This window comes from Pseudolactococcus piscium, from assembly GCF_002441695.1.
Taxonomy (GTDB): Bacteria; Bacillota; Bacilli; order Lactobacillales; family Streptococcaceae; genus Pseudolactococcus; species Pseudolactococcus piscium.
On record NZ_JXJW01000012.1, the window covers coordinates 46,979 to 68,541 of the forward strand.

At 40.4% G+C, this 21,563-nt stretch carries 20 protein-coding genes; 3 read left to right on the forward strand and 17 right to left on the reverse strand.

Going from position 1 to position 21,563, the window contains the following annotated elements:
* Nucleotides 1–14: 14 nt before the first annotated feature.
* The 16 genes from RU86_RS06815 to RU86_RS06890 form a co-directional block, all read right to left on the reverse strand.
* Nucleotides 15–1,895, reverse strand: a complete 1,881-nt coding sequence (locus RU86_RS06815) for an ABC-F family ATP-binding cassette domain-containing protein (protein WP_096814701.1) — start codon at nucleotides 1,893–1,895, stop codon at nucleotides 15–17.
* Nucleotides 1,888–3,102 (reverse strand): CCA tRNA nucleotidyltransferase, encoded by a 1,215-nt coding sequence (locus RU86_RS06820; protein ID WP_179296235.1) that lies wholly within the window; start codon nucleotides 3,100–3,102, stop codon nucleotides 1,888–1,890. The genes RU86_RS06815 and RU86_RS06820 overlap by 8 nt, the downstream gene beginning before the upstream one ends.
* The gene (dapB, locus tag RU86_RS06825; RefSeq protein ID WP_096814666.1) at nucleotides 3,099–3,866 is read right to left on the reverse strand and encodes a 4-hydroxy-tetrahydrodipicolinate reductase; all 768 of its coding nucleotides are present in this window, start codon (nucleotides 3,864–3,866) and stop codon (nucleotides 3,099–3,101) included. The genes RU86_RS06820 and dapB overlap by 4 nt, the downstream gene beginning before the upstream one ends.
* Nucleotides 3,863–4,708 (reverse strand): DegV family protein, encoded by an 846-nt coding sequence (locus RU86_RS06830; RefSeq protein ID WP_096814667.1) that lies wholly within the window; start codon nucleotides 4,706–4,708, stop codon nucleotides 3,863–3,865. The genes dapB and RU86_RS06830 overlap by 4 nt, the downstream gene beginning before the upstream one ends.
* 6 nt (nucleotides 4,709–4,714) lie before the next feature.
* Complete coding sequence (locus RU86_RS06835) at nucleotides 4,715–5,095, reverse strand: DUF1149 family protein (RefSeq protein ID WP_096814668.1); 381 nt, start codon at nucleotides 5,093–5,095, stop codon at nucleotides 4,715–4,717.
* Nucleotides 5,085–5,687 carry an HAD-IA family hydrolase gene (locus tag RU86_RS06840; protein ID WP_096814669.1) on the reverse strand — a complete coding sequence of 201 codons (603 nt, stop codon included), beginning with the start codon at nucleotides 5,685–5,687 and terminating at the stop codon, nucleotides 5,085–5,087. The genes RU86_RS06835 and RU86_RS06840 overlap by 11 nt, the downstream gene beginning before the upstream one ends.
* A gap of 1 nt (nucleotide 5,688) precedes the next feature.
* Nucleotides 5,689–6,414 (reverse strand): tRNA (guanosine(37)-N1)-methyltransferase TrmD, encoded by a 726-nt coding sequence (trmD, locus tag RU86_RS06845; protein ID WP_096814670.1) that lies wholly within the window; start codon nucleotides 6,412–6,414, stop codon nucleotides 5,689–5,691.
* A 1-nt stretch (nucleotide 6,415) separates the two neighbouring features.
* Nucleotides 6,416–6,931 (reverse strand): ribosome maturation factor RimM, encoded by a 516-nt coding sequence (gene rimM / locus RU86_RS06850; protein WP_079505962.1) that lies wholly within the window; start codon nucleotides 6,929–6,931, stop codon nucleotides 6,416–6,418.
* A 246-nt stretch (nucleotides 6,932–7,177) separates the two neighbouring features.
* Nucleotides 7,178–9,124, reverse strand: a complete 1,947-nt coding sequence (locus RU86_RS06855; RefSeq protein WP_096814671.1) for a MucBP domain-containing protein — start codon at nucleotides 9,122–9,124, stop codon at nucleotides 7,178–7,180.
* A gap of 458 nt (nucleotides 9,125–9,582) precedes the next feature.
* Nucleotides 9,583–10,929 (reverse strand): triphosphoribosyl-dephospho-CoA synthase CitG, encoded by a 1,347-nt coding sequence (gene citG, locus RU86_RS06860; protein WP_096814672.1) that lies wholly within the window; start codon nucleotides 10,927–10,929, stop codon nucleotides 9,583–9,585.
* A gap of 5 nt (nucleotides 10,930–10,934) precedes the next feature.
* Nucleotides 10,935–12,473 carry a citrate lyase subunit alpha gene (citF, locus tag RU86_RS06865; protein ID WP_096814673.1) on the reverse strand — a complete coding sequence of 513 codons (1,539 nt, stop codon included), beginning with the start codon at nucleotides 12,471–12,473 and terminating at the stop codon, nucleotides 10,935–10,937.
* On the reverse strand, nucleotides 12,463–13,377 hold the full coding sequence (gene citE / locus RU86_RS06870) for a citrate (pro-3S)-lyase subunit beta (protein WP_096814674.1): 915 nt from the start codon (nucleotides 13,375–13,377) through the stop codon (nucleotides 12,463–12,465). Before citE ends, citF begins: the two co-directional genes overlap by 11 nt.
* Nucleotides 13,378–13,671 carry a citrate lyase acyl carrier protein gene (gene citD / locus RU86_RS06875; RefSeq protein ID WP_096814675.1) on the reverse strand — a complete coding sequence of 98 codons (294 nt, stop codon included), beginning with the start codon at nucleotides 13,669–13,671 and terminating at the stop codon, nucleotides 13,378–13,380.
* Nucleotides 13,662–14,696 carry a [citrate (pro-3S)-lyase] ligase gene (gene citC, locus RU86_RS06880; RefSeq protein WP_245810495.1) on the reverse strand — a complete coding sequence of 345 codons (1,035 nt, stop codon included), beginning with the start codon at nucleotides 14,694–14,696 and terminating at the stop codon, nucleotides 13,662–13,664. Before citC ends, citD begins: the two co-directional genes overlap by 10 nt.
* A gap of 9 nt (nucleotides 14,697–14,705) precedes the next feature.
* On the reverse strand, nucleotides 14,706–16,010 hold the full coding sequence (locus RU86_RS06885) for a 2-hydroxycarboxylate transporter family protein (RefSeq protein ID WP_096814703.1): 1,305 nt from the start codon (nucleotides 16,008–16,010) through the stop codon (nucleotides 14,706–14,708).
* 101 nt (nucleotides 16,011–16,111) lie between these two features.
* The gene (locus RU86_RS06890) at nucleotides 16,112–17,260 is read right to left on the reverse strand and encodes an NAD(P)-dependent malic enzyme (RefSeq protein WP_096814676.1); all 1,149 of its coding nucleotides are present in this window, start codon (nucleotides 17,258–17,260) and stop codon (nucleotides 16,112–16,114) included.
* Nucleotides 17,261–18,641: 1,381 nt separating this feature from the next.
* On the opposite strand from RU86_RS06890, the gene RU86_RS06895 reads away from it, so the two are divergent.
* Together RU86_RS06895 and RU86_RS06900 are read left to right on the forward strand one after the other, a co-directional pair.
* The gene (locus RU86_RS06895; RefSeq protein WP_047915434.1) at nucleotides 18,642–18,968 is read left to right on the forward strand and encodes a helix-turn-helix domain-containing protein; all 327 of its coding nucleotides are present in this window, start codon (nucleotides 18,642–18,644) and stop codon (nucleotides 18,966–18,968) included.
* A 3-nt stretch (nucleotides 18,969–18,971) separates the two neighbouring features.
* Nucleotides 18,972–20,030: a GNAT family N-acetyltransferase gene (locus RU86_RS06900; protein WP_096814677.1), complete on the forward strand. Its 1,059-nt coding sequence runs from the start codon at nucleotides 18,972–18,974 to the stop codon at nucleotides 20,028–20,030.
* A 121-nt stretch (nucleotides 20,031–20,151) separates the two neighbouring features.
* Here the strand turns inward: RU86_RS06900 and RU86_RS06905 are convergent, their stop codons facing one another.
* Nucleotides 20,152–20,685 (reverse strand): hypothetical protein, encoded by a 534-nt coding sequence (locus RU86_RS06905; RefSeq protein WP_096814678.1) that lies wholly within the window; start codon nucleotides 20,683–20,685, stop codon nucleotides 20,152–20,154.
* Between the two features lie 149 nt (nucleotides 20,686–20,834).
* Here RU86_RS06905 and RU86_RS06910 point away from each other — a divergent pair, with 149 nt between their 5' ends.
* Complete coding sequence (locus RU86_RS06910) at nucleotides 20,835–21,533, forward strand: GNAT family N-acetyltransferase (protein WP_218839034.1); 699 nt, start codon at nucleotides 20,835–20,837, stop codon at nucleotides 21,531–21,533.
* The last annotated feature ends 30 nt before the right edge of the window (nucleotides 21,534–21,563 follow it).

The following is a 21,563-nucleotide window of genomic DNA, read 5'->3' on the forward strand; positions in this document are numbered from 1 at the left end:
CATTTAATCGACGGTTAGTCAAATCCAGCCAAGTACTCATAGCGTTCATATTTGTCTAGTAAGTCATTATTTTTAAGGTCTAGGTCTGCTTGTAACTCGCCTAATTTTGTGAAGTCTGACCCATGTACAGCCATCTGCTGCTCGATAGTTGAAATCTCCGTTTCCAAGCTTGAAATCGAGGCTTCAATCGTTGACCATTCTTGTTTTTCAGAATAGGTCATCCGTGCTCTTTCGAGTTTATTTACTTGTACAATTGGGACTGCTGCAACTTGTTTATTTGGTTTTTGATCTGCCACTTTAGTCGCCAAATAATCTGAGTAGCCTGAATGCACTTCAGTCACAGTTCCCTTATCAAAAACGAGTAGTTTATTAACGACCTTATCAAGGAAATAGCGGTCATGACTGACTGTAATCACAACACCTTTATAGTGTTGAATGAAATTTTCTAGGACAGTCAATGTCGCAATATCCAGATCATTTGTCGGCTCATCTAGCAGTAAAACGTTAGGTTGTTGTAATAAAATCTTTAGCAAGTATAAGCGTTTCTTCTCACCACCAGATAATTTAGCAATCAGGGTACCATGCGTGGTCCGTGGAAATAAAAATTGCTCTAACAGATTAACGATACTCACTGATTCACCAGAAGAGGTGAGGCTGTTATCTGCAATCTCTTGTAGAAAGTTAATCACACGTTTGGACTCATCTAGTCCCTTGATTTGCTGTGAAAAATAGCCGATCTTAATCGTTTCACCGATGTCAACTGTCCCAGCATCAGGTGTCAATTCCCCATCTATCAGATTAAGTAAGGTCGATTTTCCTGTCCCGTTGTTACCAACGATACCAATTCTATCCGTATTTTGAACCAGAAGGTTAAAGTCAGTCAAGATGGGTTTATCAGCAGAAAATGCAAAGTTAACATGCTCAAAATTGATGACTTTTTTACCAATTCTTGACGTGGCGACATTAATTGAAAGATCATCAGATGAGCTGACACTGTTAACCTCATTTTTGATATCTTCAAATCGATCAATCCGTGCCTGCTGCTTGGTCGCCCGTGCTTGAGGTGATTTGCGAATCCAAGCTAATTCTTGCTTGAATAATTGCTTGCTCTTATGATGCTGAGCAGATTCTCTTTCGTCTCTTTCAGCTTTTTGTTGTAGATAATCTTGGTAATTACCTTGATATTCGTATAGCTTACCATTGTCTAATTCAAAGATACGTGTTGCCAAATTATCTAAGAAATAACGGTCATGGGTAATAAATAAAATGGTTTGTCTTGCGCTTTTTACATAGTTCTCTAACCATGCGATCGTATCTACATCCAGATGGTTGGTTGGCTCATCCAGCAGTAATAAATCGGCAGGATTTAGCAAGGCCTGCGCTAACTGAACACGCCGTTTTTGACCACCAGATAAGTTCTTGATTTGCTCAGTCAAATCAGGTAATTTCAACTTAGATAAGACCGTTTTAACTTGATTTTCAACTTCCCAAGCCTCAATTGCTGTCATCTGTGCTTCAACTTCAGATAAAGAGACTTGCAAGGTCTCATTTTCTGGATCCTCTGTCAAGGCAAGCAAGACTTGCTCATACTGCTTGATGGCTTTCATCTGTGCTAAGTCATCTGACAAAATCGTATCCATAATCGATACATTTTCATCAAATTGTGGTTCCTGCGTCAGATACTCGATTTTGAAGTCATTGTGCGCAAAAAATGGTGAGTTATCACCATCAAATCCAGCTTTTCCTGAGATAACATCTAGTAAGGTCGTTTTCCCAGTACCATTCACACCAATCAAGCCAATCCGATCTAAAGGATGGATGATAAAGTCTATCTTTGAGAAAACCGTCTTATCTCCTACAGATTTAGTCAAGTTTTCAACACGAAAATCAGTCATTGTTGCCATCGTTACTCTTTTCTTTTACATAATTAAAAATAGCTTCTGGTCGGTTAATTAAGTTGCCCCTAACGATTTCCAGTTCAATCGTGTGATAGAGTTTACCAATACCTGGACCAGGTTTGATGCCAAATTTGGTCATAATATCTCCTGCAGAAACGGCAATCTCTCTTTTGTGTCGGATCTGTAGTTGCGCATCAAGTCCTGTAATCCGCTCGAAATCAGGTTTAAGCTCTTGTGCAGCAACCATCTCCTCAACTAAAATCAAGCTTGACTTACCAAGCAAATAAAGCGATTCTTGTGTGAACTGACTTGTTTGTCGGATATGATACGCCTTCAAAAAGTTAGTCACATCTGTCGAAAAATCACGAGATACTTTCCACTGCTTCATCAAAAATTTGCCATCTAAATAGCCAAGCTGATAAAGTAAATAGCCCCATGCTTGGATCGAATTTGTAAATACAAAGTCTTCTGGCAGTGACAGCATCTTTAAGAGGGCTGATTCATTTGAAAGGCCTGGTAAATAGTCAGACGCCTCTATTGCTAAAAGTGCCTTAAGCCCTTTTTGCCAATGATTTGCAATTAATAACTTATCCAGCTCGATAAAAATACGTTCGATTGAAATTTTTTCTAGCAAATAAACCTGGGCTTTCATGGCATCAAACGTATCAGATGCCAAGTCAAAATTCAGTGTCGCACTAAATCTAAGGCCACGCATGATTCTTAAGGCATCTTCTGTGAAGCGTTCTGATGGCTTACCAACTGCTCGAAGGACTTGTCTGTCTAAATCGATTAGCCCGTCATAGAGGTCGATAATCTCCCCATCATTTGCAAGTGCAAAAGCATTGATTGTGAAATCACGTCTTAACAAATCCTCTGATAGTTGACGTACAAAGTTAACATGAGCTGGTCGTCGATAATCGACATAGACATCTTCTGTCCGAAAGGTCGTGATTTCATATTCGTCATCTTGCGCTAAAACAAGCACCGTACCATGCTCGATACCGATATCGATTGTATGCTCAAATATCTGCTTAATCTCAGAAGGGTAAGCACTTGTTGCGATATCAACATCATGAATCTGCCGATTGAGTAAAACGTCACGTACACTGCCACCTACAAAATAGGCTTCATAGCCAAAATCTCGAATTTTTTGCAAAATCGGCAGAGCTTTTACAAACTCCGCCGGCATCTTCTCTAATCTCATAACAGACAATCTAATCCATAAACCAAGGCATCAATTTCAACAACTTTTTTGATACCGATATTAACACCACCCATGAAAGAAACACGATCGTAGGAATCATGACGGATGGTTAAGCCTTCACCTTTTGCACCAAAAATAACTTCTTGGTGGGCAACAAGACCTGGCAAGCGAACAGAATGAATTCTCATGCCATCAAATTCGGCACCTCTTGCACCTGGGATCGTCTCAACTTCATCAGTAGCACCCTGCTGTTTAGGCTGACGTGTTGCTTTAATCAGTTCTGCTGTCTTAATGGCTGTACCTGACGGCGCATCCTTTTTGTTGTCATGGTGTAATTCGATAATTTCTACATCAGGAAAATACTGAGCTGCTTTTTGGGCAAATTCCATCAACAAAATCGCACCAATAGCGAAATTAGGCGCAATGAGGCCACCTACTTTTTTCTCTTTTGATAAGGTGATGAGTTCTGAAATTTGTGCTTCTGTGAAGCCAGTCGTACCAACAACAGGACAAAAGCCATTTTCCAAGGCAAATTTAGTGTTGTCAAAAGCAACTGTAGGGATCGTGAAATCGACCCATACATCTGCTTCAAATCCGATGAGTGCAGTTTTGTCATTAAAGACTGGAACACCATCGACTACTTTTTCACTTGTTAGGGGATCTACCAAAGCGACTAATTCAAGATTAGCATCTTCTTTTACCATCTCCACTGCTGTTGAGCCCATACGGCCTTTGAAACCCGCTATAATTACTTTAATCATTATGTTAATTTCGGACTAATACCAAATCCGAGTGCTCCTTCCCCTAAATGTGTGCCAATCACAGCACCAAAGCTTGCAATTGAGACATCAAAGCCTTTTTCTGTCAATTCTTGCGCGACATCTTTCGCCGTTTCTGGAATATTTGAGTGAATCACATAAACCTTATAATCTCCTGATTTTGTTGTTTCTGACAGAATCTTATACAGTTTTTTAAATGCCTTCTTGCTTGTCCTGATCTTTTCATAGACAACGATTTTACCAGCTTCATCAAACCGTAGAATCGGTTTGATATTTAACAAGTTGCCAATTATTGCAGCACCATTCGACAGTCTACCACCCTTGACCAGATGATCTAAATCATCCACGATAATAAAGGCTGTCGTTTTAGCAATGATTTCAGCTAATTCTGTCAAGATAAAGTCAAATGACGCATTTGTCTTGGTCATATTAGCCGTCATTTCAACCATGTAGCCTAAAGGTGCTGACGTGATGATAGTATCTGGGAAGGCAATTGTTAACTTAGGATACTCATCTTTGAGATATTGGATATTTTGCCAAAATCCTGAAATACCAGATGACAAAAACAGACCAACAACACGTGTATAGTTTTCTGCTACTAGTTTGTCGAGTAATTCTGTCAGATCATGAATACTTGGCTGGCTCGTTTTAGGTAGTTCAGCAGATGCGGCCATCTTCTCATAAAATGCTGAGTCTGTTAAGTCTTTGCCTTCGATATAGGTCTGACCGTCTATAAATATAGGGATATCAAGCACAAACACATTGTCCTTTGCCCTGATGTCATCACTCAAAAATGCTGAGCTATCTGTAATAATCGCAGTCTTCATACAGCCTTAAAACTCCAAGCTAACGCCTGGTTGATCCAAAGCAATTTCAGTTATTTCATAAGTCATACGCTGTAATAAATCAAATAAAGGCGCTGCCAATTCTGACATTTCTTCTTGAGATAATTGTTCTTTATTTTCGATGACCTGTCCACGAATGACGCTCAATTGACCGATGTTTCCTGAAATCACAAGATTTTCAAGGACAATCATGAAAGATAAGAGACCATTAATCGCTGTATCTGTATCTGCTAGATTCTCAACCTGATCTACGAGTTGGAATTGGACATTTAATGCTGTTTCTGGTGTCCCATTTTCTTCTTCCCAGGCTAAATTTCTAGCATCATAGTGGAATTGGTGGACAAATTCTTTTTCGCGTTCAATATTCATTTTTAAAGTTCTCCCATGTTGTCACTGTGTAATCTGCGTTTAGTTCGTTTGCTAGAAAAAATCCAGCTTCATCAAATAACATCGTTTTGATACCAGCATTTTTTCCTGCTAAAATATCTAATGGCCTATCGCCCACCATAACAGTCTGATCAAGTCGTAACTGATACTTGTCTATCAGATAAATCAAACTCTCCGGATCAGGCTTTCTGGCAAAGTGGTTGCTACTCGTAATAATTTCAGTAAATAAAAGGCTCAGCTCACCTAAATAGGCGTATGTCTTATCATCTCGATGACTCAGTATAAAATGTTGCCCACCAGTATCGATTATCTGCTTTAAGATAGCAGGAATTTCTGGATAAGAGGCAACCTGAGTCTGCAAGGTTGTTTCCAACTGATGATAGTCATCAAGCAGGGCATCTGTGCCATATTGCTTGGCAAATTCTCGAATTGAATACTTTTTGATGAAATAAGCCAAATCCCCATCATAGTGTATCTGGTGCTTTATCATCACCTGCTTGAGTGCTGTCAGCATGACAGGATAGGTATCAAATAAGGTACCATCAAAATCCCAGATATAATTTTTTAAGGTCATTTTAATCAGGACTTTCGTTTTTTATCTGTTTAAGTAGCGCTCGCTCTTCATCACTAAGGGGATATGCTGCTAGCAAATCCGGTCTTAATCGATGCGTCTTAGCCAAACTTTCAGTTAGGCGCCATTTGCGAATATTTTCATGATGACCGCTCATGAGGACATCTGGTACTTTTAGCCCTCTAAAGTCTTCAGGTCTTGTATACTGCGGATACTCTAATAAGCCTGATGAGAAGCTATCTTCTTCGTGACTGGCTTTTTTACCGATCACATCAGGAATTAGGCGTACTGTGGCATCAATCATGACACTGGCTGCTACTTCTCCACCTGTTAAAACATAATCACCCAAAGAGACTTCATCTGTCACAAGCGTCTTGATCCGCTCATCAAATCCTTCATAGTGGCCACATAAGAAAACGACTTGGTCTTCTCCCGCTAATTCCTCAGCGAAGGCTTGATCAAAGGTGCGACCAGCAGGGTCCATCATCAATACGCGTGCACCCTCATGTGGAAATGAAGCTAAGGTATCAAAGATTGGTTGTGGCATCAGTAACATGCCTTGACCACCACCATAAGGCATATCATCGACATGTTTTTGCTTATTTGTAGCAAAATCTCGAAAATTATGAAAGTTAATCTCGATTTTTCCCGACTTTCTCGCCCTGCCAACTATAGAATGCTCTAGGCTAGAGAACATATCAGGAAACAAAGTTAAGATATCAATCTGCATCCTAATCATCCAATCCTTCTGGAATGTCAACGGTCACACGTTTTGCGACAATATCAACTGTCAAGATGACTGACTCGATAAATGGCAGGAGTAAGTCCTTTTTGCCTTTACGTTTGATCACCCAAACATCGTTTGCACCAGGCTGAAGGATTTCTGAGACTGTCCCGATTGCTACCTCATTTTCGAAAACAGTAATACCGATGATATCATCATAGTAAAACTCGTCATCACTATCCAGTTCTCCACGATTTTCGGCAGCAATTTTCAATGAAAAATCACGATACTTTTCGACGTCATTAATACTATACATACCTTCAAACTTGATGATATCTAGATTTTTTTGTTTTCGATGCGTCTTGACTTTCAGCATCCTAACAAATTTATCTTGTTTATCAAATAAAGCCAATTCAGCATTTTTTTGATAGCGTTCCTCTGCGAAATCCGTTACCGAAATCACGCGCACTTCGCCTTGTAAACCCTGTGTGTTTACAATCGTTCCTACTATGTAATAATCCATTCTTATATTATATCATAAACTTGTAGCCTTACCTAGGTTATTCTCCCCTAGATGGCCTCATTTTAAAGAGGTCTCATGGAATGTCAAGTAAGTACTTTAACGACCTGTTTCCAGCCACGCCGTCTCATTAAAAATACCATCCCCTTTTGTGATAGGAGATGGTATTTTTGATATTAGCCTGATTCGAATCATAACTAGATGTTTATCCTGAATATTTTTTGATGACCCTATCTCAATATTTGATGGCTATCTTTTTTTACGTCTTAATTTAATCAAACAAGCAGCTGCACCTGATAATAAAGCAATACCCGTAAGTATGACTGCCATATGTCTACTTTCACCTGTTTTTGGTAATGATTGTGATCCATCTTTGCTTGCATCAGAAGTCGACGACGCACGCTCACCTGCTACCTTATTTTGTTCTGCCTTATCTGGATCCTTTGCAGTCGTATTTTTGGTGTAGACATAAGTCACGACTAGTGCCTTATCCGAAAATAGACCTGTCGGTGCACCTTTTACTTCTTTAAAGGTATAGTCTTTGATATCAAGTTGCTCAGTTTGATAAGCATCACCAACATTACCTGACATTTTTTCAGTGGGTGCAATCTCATTTCCGTCTAAATCTACATAAGATACCATCACTTCACCTAACTTACTTACACCACCTAATTTTTTATAGACAAAAGTAACTGTTTGTGCGTCGTTACTAAACACACCAGAAGTAGCACCAACCACATTAACCAGCTGGTAATCCGGAATCATTTCAGCAGCAACAGCATACTCTTTTCCAACAAATCCGTTGATTTGTTTATCAGGTAATAATGTTTGACCGTTTTCATCCATATAGCTGACTGTAATCGGAGCGCCATCATCATTTATATTGAACTGATGCAGATAGGTGCCAGCTGAAATCGCATAGAAATCCAGTCCTTCCGGTACAGCATAGGAACCATATGGATTGTTCACGCGTGGATTATACACAAGTGTATTAAGTTGCGTGTATGCCGCTTCACTCACATCCAAAACTGTAATCCCCAGATCAGTGATTTGTAGTCTGTTTGCTGGTAATTGCTCCCCGTTAAAGTCTAGGTAGGTGTTACTAGCCGAGCTACTGGTAGTAAATGGTGGTATATAGCCATCAAAGTTTGTCAGACGATTTGGCATCATGGCAAACGGAATAAAGACCGTTTTCGAATTCGTATCATAAACTAATTTTGACCGACTAATGTCTGTCGGTTCATCACCACGACCAGTATTTTGACCAAATGCTGAAAGATTTTTCAAGGCAGGGAACTCAACAACACTCCTGAAATCAGTTACACCACAGAATTGGATGAATAATACTTGCAGATTTGGTAAGTCTTTCAATGGTTCAATCGTCGTAATTCCCATATTTTGATCCAGATGTAAGCTATTTAGCTCCCTCAGTTTAGCAATTTTTGGCAAGACTGCATCATCTATTCCTGTTGCAGTTAAGTCTAAAAATTTAATACCTTGGCTTTTCGATAGGTCTGGAAAATTTGCACTAGTCAGTGCATTTGTTTGCAGTGTGACATAGGTCAGGTTAGTCAGTTGTTCTAGAGGGCTGAAGTCTGTCAAGGCACTTTTATCAATAATAGAAAAGGTAAGTAGATTGGTTGCATATTCTAGGCCAGATAAATCACTAATTAGTGTTGGACTAGTCATTTTCGTTATTCTTAAACTCGTCAATTTTTCCATGTCTGATTTCGTTAACTCTGTCCCTTCCGGCAACTTCAAGGCAGTCAAAATCTCTTGTTTCAGTACAGGATCTGGTATGTCAACCTTATCTTGTATTGGCGTTGTTCCTAACAACGCTTTAGCACTTTCCACTGGTACGACAAGACTTGTGTTGTCGCTAGATGCTAGTGCTTTATCCTCTGGTGGTGTAGCTGAGTCTGGTACATCAAGTGCGTCACTTTTCGAATTCGTTTCATCTGGTACATCACTGGTTACTACGTCCGTAGCTGACGGTACTGTAACTGGATCCGATGTCGCATTTTTTGTAGCTGTACTAGAACCACTAGTCGCTGTATTATTTACGTCCTTTACTGACATATCCTCTTCTGCAAAAACAGTAGAAGTTGTCAGCAACATCGGTGTACTCAAAGACAGGATCATCAAACTAGACAAACTTTTTCTAATAATAGTTTTAAAAACATGCTTGTTTTTCATACTTTTCCCTCATACATTTCTTAATATTTTATTATATTAACTGATATTATCATCAACTAGTATAATTATAACAAAAAATATTAAAAAAAACACTTTAGATTTAATGATTAATATAAAAAAATAGAAACGCCATTTCCCCTTTGCTACCCTGAATGATTTTATTATCTTGAGGTAACTACTTCTCTCCTAAACCATTTAAGCAACCAAAGGGAATCGAACCCTTTATTTGTACGAAGCTAAATTGTACATGTTTATGCTAGTGTCTACCAAGACTGGTCGCTGAATAAGTAAGCTATTAACAGACTAGCTTACTGTGATAAAGCAGGCAAAACTTAGGGGCAACGCAATCAACCTATACCTTAGATTAGGCTAATTGCTTTACTTGTTTTGCGACTTCATTTATCTTATTTTTGTAGCAGTTTCTTTTGTCATCATCCTCATGAACAGGTTGCTAACTATCACAGCGCATCAGTTAACAACTCAAGAAAGATCGTAAGTATTAATAGGTCTGCTGATCCACCTAGACTAAGATTTTGACGGATAAAGACTTGATCTAACTGATACATATAGGCCTTACCAGCTGTCGTTTTTGCACCTCCCAAGTCAAAATAGTGCGTGACTTGTTCTTGGAGATTATCTAGTACGTGAATACCACCAGCCCGTTTAATCAAGTTAGTATCTTGTATAGAGGTGGCGATTAACATCAGGGTATCCAGCAAGCGATCATTCATCGTCCCTTTTCTATTTTTGAGATAAGGGAGTGCCAAATCAAACACAGTGGGAAACCCTTTTTCAGCTTCACCACGAACACCTGTTAAGCCGTAGCTTAAAAACTGGCTTTCACCGGCAGTTAAGGTCGACTTATTGGGTAACCCTGCAAATGCCTGCTCTGTCAGTCCAGCTAACATCTGACAGATGATGTTCTGTAAATCAAGTGACACTTGCTTCTGATAGACACTGGCTGAAAAGAGAATGCCCAATGAAAATATAACCCCTTTATGTGTATTAACATCTTCTGTCGTTTTCAACATCGTGATCTCAGCCTTGATTCCTAACCGTCTTATCTCCTCAAATAGGCTTGGCAAAGACGCTGTCCATGACAAGCTTACCTCATATAAGGCAGTAAAGTAAGGTCGTAGGCTGATGGCACTATCAATAAAAAGGAAGGCGTCCATATCCTGATGACTCCCTTGACTACTTGGATCTACCAAACCGGGTTTTGGTGTAACAGATACTTCATAGAGCATGGCACGAATAGCAGACGATACCCATTTCTCTTTATCTTGTCTAACATAGTCTAGATATATGGCGTCTAACGCTTTTCGAATCTCGATCCAAGGATGCTGCTGGGACCGGGCACATACCTTTGCATCTTCTGCACATACATAACAAGTTCTGCAGGGCATCTCTAGAGTTGCGCGCGATAGATTCTTACGATCAGCTGCTAAAACATCCACATCAAATAAACGACCTAACACAAAATCTGTCTCAAATGTAACCGCCTTTCTTTTACAAGTATTAGCAGCAGCATCTACCACAAGAATTGCTTCTGGCCCTGTCTGCAAGTCAAGATGCGTCATTTCCCACTGAGTCATAAACACCCCAGTAAGCTCGCGCATACCTGCTCGAAAAATGAGCTGTATCTGGCGACTATTCTTTATATTTCCCGGTATATTCAGAGTGATAGAGATTATTGTCGCATCAGAAAACTTTTGCCTAACCTCTTTTAACCTAGCAACGCGCGCTACTTTACTGGCAAGTATCTCAGGCAGGCTTACCGGCTTTCCTTTAGCAAAAATAGACATGACGGCTACTCTTTGACTTGGTTGATAACATCGATCAGCGTGCCATCTCGATATTCAACAAAGGCAACGACCTTATCAGTAAAGGTTATGGGCTCGGGTATACCTATTTTAGCTGCTGCTTTTGCTTGCAATTCTTGTATCGTGAAAATCGGAAAATCTGGAATCTGAGTCAGACTGTCTAACAAGTCACTACGTCGTGGATTGATGGCAATACCAACCTCTGTGACAACCACATCAATGGTGTCTCCAGGCGTGATAACTGTTGTGACACGAGGCACGATAGTTGCTAGACGACCACGCACTAAAGGTGCTGCAATAATCGTTAAGTTTGCTGTCGCCGCATCTTGATGACCGCCAATAGCACCCCGAATGACACCATCTGACCCTGTCATGACATTCACATTAAATGCTGTATCGATTTCCAAGGCAGATAGAATAACAATGTCTAATTGATCAACCATGGCACCTTTATTAGCAGGATCAGCATACCAAGATGCATCGATCTCTTGTTGATTCTCATTCTCATGCATCGACTGAGCAGCGCCACGATCAAAATCTTGAACATCCATCAGCTTACCAACAAGACCTTCTTTTAATAAGTCTACCATTGCGCTGGTAATCCCACCTAAGGCAAAGGACGCCTTGATATGTTGATCAATCATTGACTGACGCAGAAAACGGGAGACTGCTAAAGCTGCCCCACCAGTACCAGTTTGAAACGAGAAACCATCCTTAAAGTAGGGTGAGTTTGTTAGGACTTGATTCACAGTCTTGGCTATCTTTAATTCTTTAGGATCGCTGGTAAAACGGGTCGCGCCAGATCCGATTTTATCTGGATCACCAACTGCAGCAATTTTAACAACATAGTCAACCTGAGTTTGCTTGATTGATGCAGGCATATTGGGATAGGGGACGAGATGATCTGTGACTAAGACAACGGTTTGGGCATACTGTGCATCCATCAAGGCATAGCCTAAAGCACCACATGCTGATGCGCCAACCATGCCATTTGCATTGCCCATTTCATCGCTATTTGGCACACCGAGAAAGGCAACATCTATCTTAATCTCACCTGTCTCAATTGCCCTAGCACGGCCACCATGGGAGCGTAAAACAATCGGGTTTTGCAAGGCACCATGAGAAACCGCTTCACCTAATTTCCCTCGCATGCCAGAGGATGTAATCTGTGTGACGACACCTTTTTCTATTGCTTCTACTACGATATCATTCATGACATTTGTCAAGGACGACGGTGCTAAAGCAAGATTTTTATAGCCTAGATCAATGATCAAGCGCATCACCGCATTAAAGACGTAGTCGCCTTCTCGAAAATGATGGTGGAAAAAAAGTGTCATCCCATCTTGCACAGTCTTGACGATGACTTCTTCTAAGGTATAGGCGCATTTCTCTTTACCTGTTGTTGCCCGTACTTTAGGGCCACTTCTCTGCGTGATCACACCCCCATAATTGCTCGTCGTAAACGGCATATACTCATATCTCTTGGTGAGTTCATCTGGTAATTCACGATTTACTTTATTTTTCAATATCATTTCCTTTCGTATCCACAAGGTGAGTCACTTTAGCCAACTGTAGGACTTTTTCTGCCTGTAAGACGACAGGACGGTCAATCATTTGCCCATTAAGTGAGAGGACGCCTGATCCTTTTTCAGATGCGGCTTTACTAGCGGCGACAATAGTCTGTGCAGCTAAGATTTCACTTTTCGTTGGCTGATAAACCAGATTGACCAAGGGTATTTGCCGAGGATTAATGACCGATTTACCATCATAGCCCAGTTGATGAATCAGCCGAGTCTCACGGAGAAAGCCCGCCTCATCATTCATATCTGTAAAGACGGTATCAAATGCTGCTATCTTGGCTGCACGCGCGGCATGAAGCACCATATTCCGGGCAAAACACAACTCTTGACCATCCGGGTAACGATGTGTCCCCATATCCTTTGTATAGTCCATCCCCGACAGTGCGATCCCCATCATGCGTCCCTGACAACTCATGGCAATTTCTCTGGCATTCAAGACACCAAGTGCTGACTCGATTGCTGCCATTACCCTGGTCTCACCTGCTTGTCGGCCAAACTCTTTTTCTGCTAATAAAATCATGATGGTTAAGTCAGTCATCATGTCAGCTGTCTCAACTTTAGGCAAGCGGATGACATCTATCCCCGCTTTAACCATGGCTCGAACATCATTTTTCCAATACGGTGTATCCAAGCCATTGATACGAACTACAAGCTCTGCCTGACCAAAATCAACGTTTTTTATCATTTTATAGACTAAATAACGGGCGGCATCTTTTTCAGATATGGCTACCGCATCCTCCAAATCAAACATGATGGCATCTGCCCCATAAATACCTGCATCCTTTAACATAGCTGGGTTATTACCAGGTACAAATAGCATCGTCCGACGTAAGCGATCTTGATTGCTCATTTATAGCACCTCCCATTTTGGTTCTTCAACTATATCTAGTGCACGTTGCACCGCTGCGATCGTCCTTGCCTTGATGACACTATCTAAGGCACCTTTATCGACAATTTTTACCGTAGCATGTCTAACATCGTAGTCTGATAGCACTTGTTTGACACATGCCACGATTGCCTTGCCAAATTGTTTTTTGACGTCTGACACTAGGTCTATCGTAAGCCCAGATTCGTTAGGTGAAATCATGACTTGTACATCTGAAGACTCCAGTGTACCAGCCAAGGCTGTCTTTTTTATTTCCATTTTTTATCCTTCATTCTATTTTTTATTGTCAATTGATTGGTGATGATGTAGGCATAAGTTGTCTCTGGGACTAGTCCTCTCATCTCTTTTAGTCGATTATCAGACAGGTACTGCCTGACCCGTGTTGCAGATATCACCTTGTTCTCATTTTTATAACGTGGTATCACCTTGACGGCGACTTCTGGCTGCAATTCCTCAACTAGCAGTTGATTATAGCGATGAGTCACTAAAGATAATGGCTCTTCGCCTACATAGCGTGAGCTAATCGCAAAATAGGGCACAAACCAATTTTTAAACACTCTAGCATCAAGCTGGGCCTGATAGGACACTACATCCACATCTCCGTGTAAAAAATACGCTGGAAACGTTGTATAGCTGACCATATAGGCAGCAGTCGGTAAGACAGTGACATTAGGTAAATGTGCTACGCCTTGTCTGACTAGCGTAAACCGTTCCTCACTGCTAAAAAGGGAGCAGTCCTCACTCACGACGAACAGATAGACATAATCATTATCAGATGCAGCCTTTTCTACTAAATATTGATGGCCTAAGGTAAACGGGTTAGCATTCATGACAATCGCCCCGTTTTGTTTAGCTGGATCTCCCTTAGGACATTGCTTTAAAAATTGACTAATGGTCGGATAACCTTTCTCTAGTAGCACGCCATGATCTGTTTGAGACAAGGTCTGAAATCCGATATACTTGAATTTTTTTGCATATTCTGGTTTAGTAAAGACAAAATAAGGACTGATACCTCTTTGGTTCAGTCGGTTTTCCAGCTCACTAATGAGTTGATTAAAATAAGCAGTATCAGTTTGATTCGTCGCAATATACTTCATCACATTTCCTGCTAAAGATCCCGTAGCCAGTATGTTTTGGTCACCATCAAATATGGCAATCGTCTCATCAATAACAGACAGCTCACTCTCTGAAAAATCATGTATGCCCGCAGCTGTTAAAAAACGCTGCCAAGTCCGTCTAGATGTTGTCACTGTTAAAAAAATATCCGCTAGTTGCGTCATCATTCATTTCCTTTAACTGAGTATGCCCATCAGGAATATGGCGACAGTCACTGTCATGGCACCACCTAAACGGACGGCTACTTGTGCAAATGGCATCAAGGTCATGCGGTCACCAGCAGCTAATATGGCAAGTGCGCCTGTCCCACCTTGACCACTACAGCATGACACAGCAATTGCAGTATCCACAGGGTAGAGTCCTAATATTTTTGAGACAACAAAGGCAGTGATAACGATTGTAAAGACAGTGGCAATAATGGTTAGAATCGCTGCCGGATTCTGAAAGACAGCAATCAACTCTTTCCAGTCTGTTTTAGCGACACCAACACCAAATAATAGAGACGGTGTTACACCTTTTACAGTAAAGCCATAAAGCGAGGCACCACCTGTTTCAATATTTTTGGGAATGTAGCCTAACATTTTGGCACCCATCAAGACAAGTAATAGAATAACCGGTGCAGGTAGTTGGATACCAACTGCACTTTTAAGGACTGAGGATAACCAAACAACTAAAAAGTAGATGGCGATCGCCAGCACACCTGCTGTCAGCGTTTTTTCTATACTGACTGTCTTGTTACTGGACTTCAAGTTATCAAGTTTCTCATCATCACTATCTATGAGCTTACCATTACCTGTTAAAGCAGGACGTATCTCACCAATTTTTTTCAGCACACCTGATAGTAAAACCGCAACTAAACTACCCAACATGACACACGGCAAAATTTGCCCAAAAATATTATCTTGGCTCATGCCACTCATGACTGCTGCATATCCAATCGACAAAGGCATAGCACCTTCACCCACACCACCAGCCATGATGGGTGCAACGATAAAGAAATACGCTTTATAGGCTGTCATACCAAGTAGCATGCCAACACCTGTACCGACCAAAGATCCCGCTATATCACATAGAATTAAAATTAATAAAATCCTTGATGTTGCCTTGACCAGGGTAACCCGGTTCATGGATGCAATACTACCAACAACAAGCAAGGTAATAAAAAACATCAAGAAATTATTATTTGACATAAAGCTACTCACGACCTTAACCGTTGACGTCGGTAACCAGTTTTTATAAACTAGGAACGCTGGCAAAAAAGTGACAACAAGTACCTTACCGCCTAATGATTTTAAAACTGGGATGTGTGCACCGACTTCCTCAAGTAGATAGGCAAAAACTGTCATCACACCAAGTGAGACCAGCATATCCTTTTCTGGTACAACATCTAAAATGGTAATCCCAATGTAGCCAACCAATAAAACTAAGTAGATTGGCAAGGGAATGAAACCAATTTTAACCTGCTTCAGTTTATCGAGCATTGCGTGTTGTGCTGCATCTTGCGTTGCACTATTTTTCATACTAAGTACCTTTCTTTTAAAAAGACCAGCTTTAACCTATAAAAGCTAAAGCTGGTCACCTATTATTTGTCTGACGCATATGCCTTAACAGCTGAGACGACTGTATCCACTACGCCTTCATCAAAGACATTAGCAATCAGATTATCTACTTTAGGCTTGACTGTTAAATGACTCAAAGCTTGTGCAACCTTGATTTGTAAGCCTTCATCTACTGTTTTTAAGTGCGTTTCTAGTAACCCTTTAAAAAGGCCCGGAAATACAAGTAAGTTATTGACCTGATTCGGATATTGTGATGAGCCAGTTGCCATAATTTTCACACCTGCTGCTTTAGCAAGGTCTGGTGCAATTTCAGGACGGGGATTGGCCAAGGCAAAAACGATACAGTCTTCTGTCATGCGACGGACTTGTTGGACAGATAATACGTCCCTATCAGACAGACCAATGAACACATCCTGTCCTGTAATCAGCTCATCTAAGCTCTGCCCTTGTCCTTGCTGAATTTTAGCTGAAAACTTGCGTTGATAGTGATTATAGCGTGTATCCTTTTCTGTGATTTTGCCGTGTATATCAACCAGGGTCAACTGTGTGATCCCGAACCGATAGAGCAATTTCGCTGTTGCAAGTCCTGATGCGCCGACACCATGCATCAAGACCCTTAATTCTGTGATTGGTTTATCGACAAGCCTTGCCGCGTTGATTAATGCTGCTAAGACAACGATGGCTGTCCCCGTTTGATCATCATGATAGACAGGAATATCAAGAGCTGCTTTTAACTTATCTTCTATTTCAAAACATCTTGGTGCGGCAATATCTTCTAAATGGATGCCTGCAAAACTCTTAGCTATGTTTTTAATCGTCTCGACAAATTCAGCTATTGGTACCGGATTGATTGCTAAAGGTAGGGCGTCGACACCAGAAAACTGCTTATAAATCAACGCTTTTCCTTCCACAATCGGTAGCCCACCTGCTGGACCGATATTACCTAATCCTAAAACTGCTGTGCCATCTGTCACTAAGGCAACTAATTTACCACTTAGTGTATACTTATTTTTGGCTGATTCATCAGTTTCGATGAGTTTGGCTAATTCACCAACACCAGGGGTATAGGCTTCCGCCAGATCGTCTTTAGAGCGAATACGAATGCCTGCTTGCATACTTAATACGCCCGTATCTTGTTCATGTATCCTGAGTACTTTATTCAGATTTACCACGTCTCTTATTTTCTCCTTCTCCTTTTGACTACCTAAATTTAGGCATAAAAAAATCACCCTACCGGGGCAACGATTACTTAAACTAGCTTATTTATTATCAAAACCTGTTTTACTTATCTCTTGTCTAACAAACGGTAACATAATAGCCTAGCATTTCTCATCAAAAAACACCTGAATGCCTATCAACTTGACACTTGGGAGAGTCAAGATAAAAGCAGTCAGATGTCAAACAGCTATAACAACAAAAGAGAACATGTTAAAAGCGAGACACATTTAAAAGTAACGATTTGGCATCAAACCAGCCCCATGTAGAAACACATTAAATAGGCATTTAATCTAGAAGACCCCTCTATAGATAGTCTATAGAACAAACTGGGGAGAGGAGCTTGAGACAGCTAACAACGTTCAAATTAAATGATGGAGTTAGTGAACGTCAGCTACGACCGATAAGCGGCTCAATTGAATAGGAATAGCAGACTTTTAGTTGGCTAACTGTTTGCTGTGTATGATGCACATATTACCTTGCAAACAGTCTCAAAAATCGGCTACCCTAAGCTAAATGATATTTTGATCAGGCTATTTGGTATTGATAATCAGTAGCATGCCTCAATAAGTGACCAAAGCATTATCCTTGTCAGTACATAAGAAACAAGCAAGGGATGGTGTATTGTTTCTTATGCTGTTAAGTTATACCTCCATATTATAGTTAGGTCAACTGACAATCTGCCCTGAAAGGCGACATGGAAGTATCCTTAACATTTTGTCGTATGATCAAACAGACCAACAAGGCTGGGAGACATCTGATCACTATATTTACCTGCCATCCATATTATAGATGACAGTCATTATCTTTTAATTATCACATACGTTAAAGATAATCGTTTATAGGCTCAGCATATTCATGCTCCATTGCTCACTTAAAACGGATGCTACTATCACCAAACTTAAGTTACCATATGTCCAGCTTAAATTCAGTTGAGGCCGCCTTGTTTCGCTCGTGGCTTGTCTGGGGTCTAGCGTTTTTTTACCGAGTTACCATGATTTGCTCATGGTTTTTACCTTAAGAGGTTCGCTTACTCGTGGTGGCTAGTATAAAAAGATGTGACATTTTTATACAGATTACTGATAATCTCTACTCATCGTGATATAATAATAGTGTCTAGATATTACTATAAGCGCATAAGCCTGACATTTTCACTAATGGTTCACGCCATTATTGTATTTTCAAAGGTCATCGTATGTACTTGATCCAACCGTTCACTGTTGTGGGCTTTTGGTTCAAGTTTTTTAACAACTTCTGTTGTTAATTCCATTTTACGACTTTTGTTGTTCTGTGTCAAGCGCTTTTATAAAAAAAACTATTTTTTTAAAGGAGAAAAGTATGTTACCAGAAAGGTTGAAAACACTACGCTTGGAAACTAAGCTAACTCAAAAGCAAGTTGCCCAACACTTTGGTATTTCCCAACAATCCTATGCCCTATGGGAAAATGGCAAAAGAAATCCTAAACATCTACAAACAATCGCAAATTTCTTCAATGTTTCCACAGATTATCTATTAGGAGATACTGATATCAAAACACCTGTTAGACTGGATGATGACCTCGATATTGCACTGGACTCATTCAAATCTTTTGATGGTAAAACGATGACAGAAAATGATCGCGAGACGATTCGGGACGTTCTCAAAGAGATGTTTAAAGATAAATGATATATGATAAAAAAAATTACACGCCATATCAAGGAGATGGGCATTGAGGTAAGGTACGTAGCACTCGAAAGTAATGGTTTCTTCGGATGCTTTAATAACAAGCCTATCATCATGATCAACGCACAATTAGATGTCATCACAACAGCCGTTACGCTTTTGCACGAGGTAGCCCATTTTCTAAATGGGGATTATGATAAGGCGATTTCAAATCGACTGCAAAACAACAACATGGAATATGAGGCCAATCGCTTCATGATCCAAAAGGTGTTATTTCTGCTAGATCAAGAACATGACTTCACTCCCCATACGAATTATTATCAGATCATCCATAGCCTGGCACTGCCTTCACATCTTAATACAGTCGTCTATGACGAGTTAGCTAAGCTAATTCAGGATAAATATGGTATTGATGACGATAAAGCAGCATATCAGTATTATCAAAGCGCCCAAGAAAGTGCAAACTATATCAGTAGCTACAGAAAGGTAGTCCCTATGTCAAAAAACTATTTCAAGATGCCAATAGATGACAGATTAAGTTTTCTCTTTCCAGAATTTCGCATGGCTAAGGAACTCTATACCTTGATCGATTCTGATCGCACACATATCGGTGAATTTTTAGATTTTGTTGAGGTATCTAAGGATCATACAAGTCAAGAAGCCTATTTCAAGCTCAAGCTATCCGGTATGGCTAATCAAACCGATGCACTATACGTGCTTGCCCTCGACGATAAACTCATCGGCTGTGTCGATCTACATGGCATCGATTTGCTGGCAAACAAAGCAGAAATCGGCTATTGGCTACATTCCAGCTATGCCAATCAGGGGATTATGTCAAAAGCCATCCATCAACTTTGCACCTATGCCTTTCATAACTTAGGGCTTAATCGGCTTGCAATCGTTGCTGATGTAGCTAACATATCCAGTAATCAAGTTGCCTTAAAAAATGGCTTTACTTTCGTCGGTACTGAAAAAGAAGTCGCCATCAAATCTGGCAACTATAGAGATCATAATCACTATTATTTACTCAAACGTGATTTTATGGCGACTAGTCTGGATAGGTAAGCTAGTTCATCTCAACCTATCAGAAAGACATGCAAAAAATCTTGGCGTTTAAAAACACACCAAGATTTTTTTATATCTCCTAAATTTATGATAAAACTCATGCAGGAACAGACAAAGGGACCTACTCCTCCACTTGTCCAATTCTCAAGTTAACCAGTTGTTGCTCATCTGAGACCCCAGAGAATTTTTCTAGCAAGAACTGGTATGCCTCTTTTGTTGATGTCGCATCCTGATAACTCTGTATCAAGCCAAATCGATCCAGCAACATCACCTGATGCGATGCTAAACTTGCGGCAAGTTGGACAAGCATACTCATGTCTTCACATTCAAAATGAAACTGTCGACCATCGGTCAAGTGTAAGATGATGTCTAAGTTAAGTCGATCTCCCAAGGCAAAAACAACACTGGTTAATTTTTTGATGGGTGAAATGACTATTTTTTCAATGTCACGATATGAAAACATGGCTAACTTATCTTGTTTTTTTCTCGTAGTCAGTGGGATAAGCTCAAACACGTTGATCCCACTTTCAGCTACTGCTAAACAAAACAAGGGTGGTAACTTGACAGGTAAACTAGGATAGGTTTGACCATCTAGCTCAATTGTTGTCTGTAAAATACGATGACTAGCAAATGCCTCAAATGATGTGATGTCCATAACTCGCCTCTTTTCCTCTATTTTATGTTTAGCATAACGCCTTTATTGTAATATGTCAAATTTTAAGTGGGTCTATTCTTCTCTCACCTACATACTCACCACTTACAAATAAGCCCTTAAATGTTATCCTATATATAGAGGTGATGCATATGATAGAAAATGCGTTTAAACAACAAATAGGAAACCCACTCCCAAATTGGACTAGTCGGCCACAGCCTAAAAAGATCATACTTGAAGGCCAGTATTGTCGACTAGTACCTGTTACCGTAAATAGACATCTGGCAGACCTATATCATGTCTATGGCCCTGAAAGTCAACTGAGCAATTGGACCTACTTGCCTTTTGAACGCTTTTCCGACCTAACCTCCTTTGAAGCACATTTGACGTCAATGAGCCAATCTGAAGAGCAGCTACATTACGCAATTATAGACAAAATAAGCGGCAAGGCATTAGGCAGTCTAGCCTTGATGCGGATAGATAGGCAACAAGGTAGTGCTGAGGTAGGTTATGTCATTTATTCAGATAGCCTCAAGTCGACTCGTGTCGCGACAGAAGCCCAATTTTTGCTGGCAAGCTATGTTTTTGACGACCTAGGCTATCGCAGATATGAATGGAAATGCGATGCATTAAATGCCCCATCTATTGCTGCAGCCCGACGCTTGGGATTTTCTAAAGAGGGAACGTTTAGACAAGCGCTTATCTATAAGGGACGAAATAGAGATACGACGTGGCTGTCGATGTTGGACATTGAATGGCCTAAGCAAAAGCAGCAACTGCTGGCTTGGTTAAATCCAAATAATTTTACGCCTGATGGTAGGCAAAAGAAACGGCTTAAGGAGATGAACTAATCGTTATCTTCATCACACCTATCCCTATGA

Excerpts from the sequence above, each read along its gene's own strand:
- rimM (WP_079505962.1), bottom strand. The coding sequence starts at position 6,931 with ATGGATTATTACATAGTAGGAACGATTGTAAACACACAGGGTTTACAA.
- RU86_RS06830 (WP_096814667.1), bottom strand. The coding sequence starts at position 4,708 with ATGAAGACTGCGATTATTACAGATAGCTCAGCATTTTTGAGTGATGAC.
- RU86_RS06855 (WP_096814671.1), bottom strand. The coding sequence starts at position 9,124 with ATGAAAAACAAGCATGTTTTTAAAACTATTATTAGAAAAAGTTTGTCT.
- RU86_RS06835 (WP_096814668.1), bottom strand. The coding sequence starts at position 5,095 with ATGAATATTGAACGCGAAAAAGAATTTGTCCACCAATTCCACTATGAT.
- citD (WP_096814675.1), bottom strand. The coding sequence starts at position 13,671 with ATGGAAATAAAAAAGACAGCCTTGGCTGGTACACTGGAGTCTTCAGAT.
- RU86_RS06905 (WP_096814678.1), bottom strand. The coding sequence starts at position 20,685 with ATGGACATCACATCATTTGAGGCATTTGCTAGTCATCGTATTTTACAG.
- RU86_RS06815 (WP_096814701.1), bottom strand. The coding sequence starts at position 1,895 with ATGACTGATTTTCGTGTTGAAAACTTGACTAAATCTGTAGGAGATAAG.
- RU86_RS06840 (WP_096814669.1), bottom strand. The coding sequence starts at position 5,687 with ATGACCTTAAAAAATTATATCTGGGATTTTGATGGTACCTTATTTGAT.
- RU86_RS06895 (WP_047915434.1), top strand. The coding sequence starts at position 18,642 with ATGTTACCAGAAAGGTTGAAAACACTACGCTTGGAAACTAAGCTAACT.
- citG (WP_096814672.1), bottom strand. The coding sequence starts at position 10,929 with ATGTCTATTTTTGCTAAAGGAAAGCCGGTAAGCCTGCCTGAGATACTT.
- RU86_RS06885 (WP_096814703.1), bottom strand. The coding sequence starts at position 16,010 with ATGCTCGATAAACTGAAGCAGGTTAAAATTGGTTTCATTCCCTTGCCA.
- citE (WP_096814674.1), bottom strand. The coding sequence starts at position 13,377 with ATGAGCAATCAAGATCGCTTACGTCGGACGATGCTATTTGTACCTGGT.
- RU86_RS06820 (WP_179296235.1), bottom strand. The coding sequence starts at position 3,102 with ATGAGATTAGAGAAGATGCCGGCGGAGTTTGTAAAAGCTCTGCCGATT.
- citC (WP_245810495.1), bottom strand. The coding sequence starts at position 14,696 with ATGATGACGCAACTAGCGGATATTTTTTTAACAGTGACAACATCTAGA.
- RU86_RS06910 (WP_218839034.1), top strand. The coding sequence starts at position 20,835 with ATGATAGAAAATGCGTTTAAACAACAAATAGGAAACCCACTCCCAAAT.
- trmD (WP_096814670.1), bottom strand. The coding sequence starts at position 6,414 with ATGCAGATTGATATCTTAACTTTGTTTCCTGATATGTTCTCTAGCCTA.
- RU86_RS06900 (WP_096814677.1), top strand. The coding sequence starts at position 18,972 with ATGATAAAAAAAATTACACGCCATATCAAGGAGATGGGCATTGAGGTA.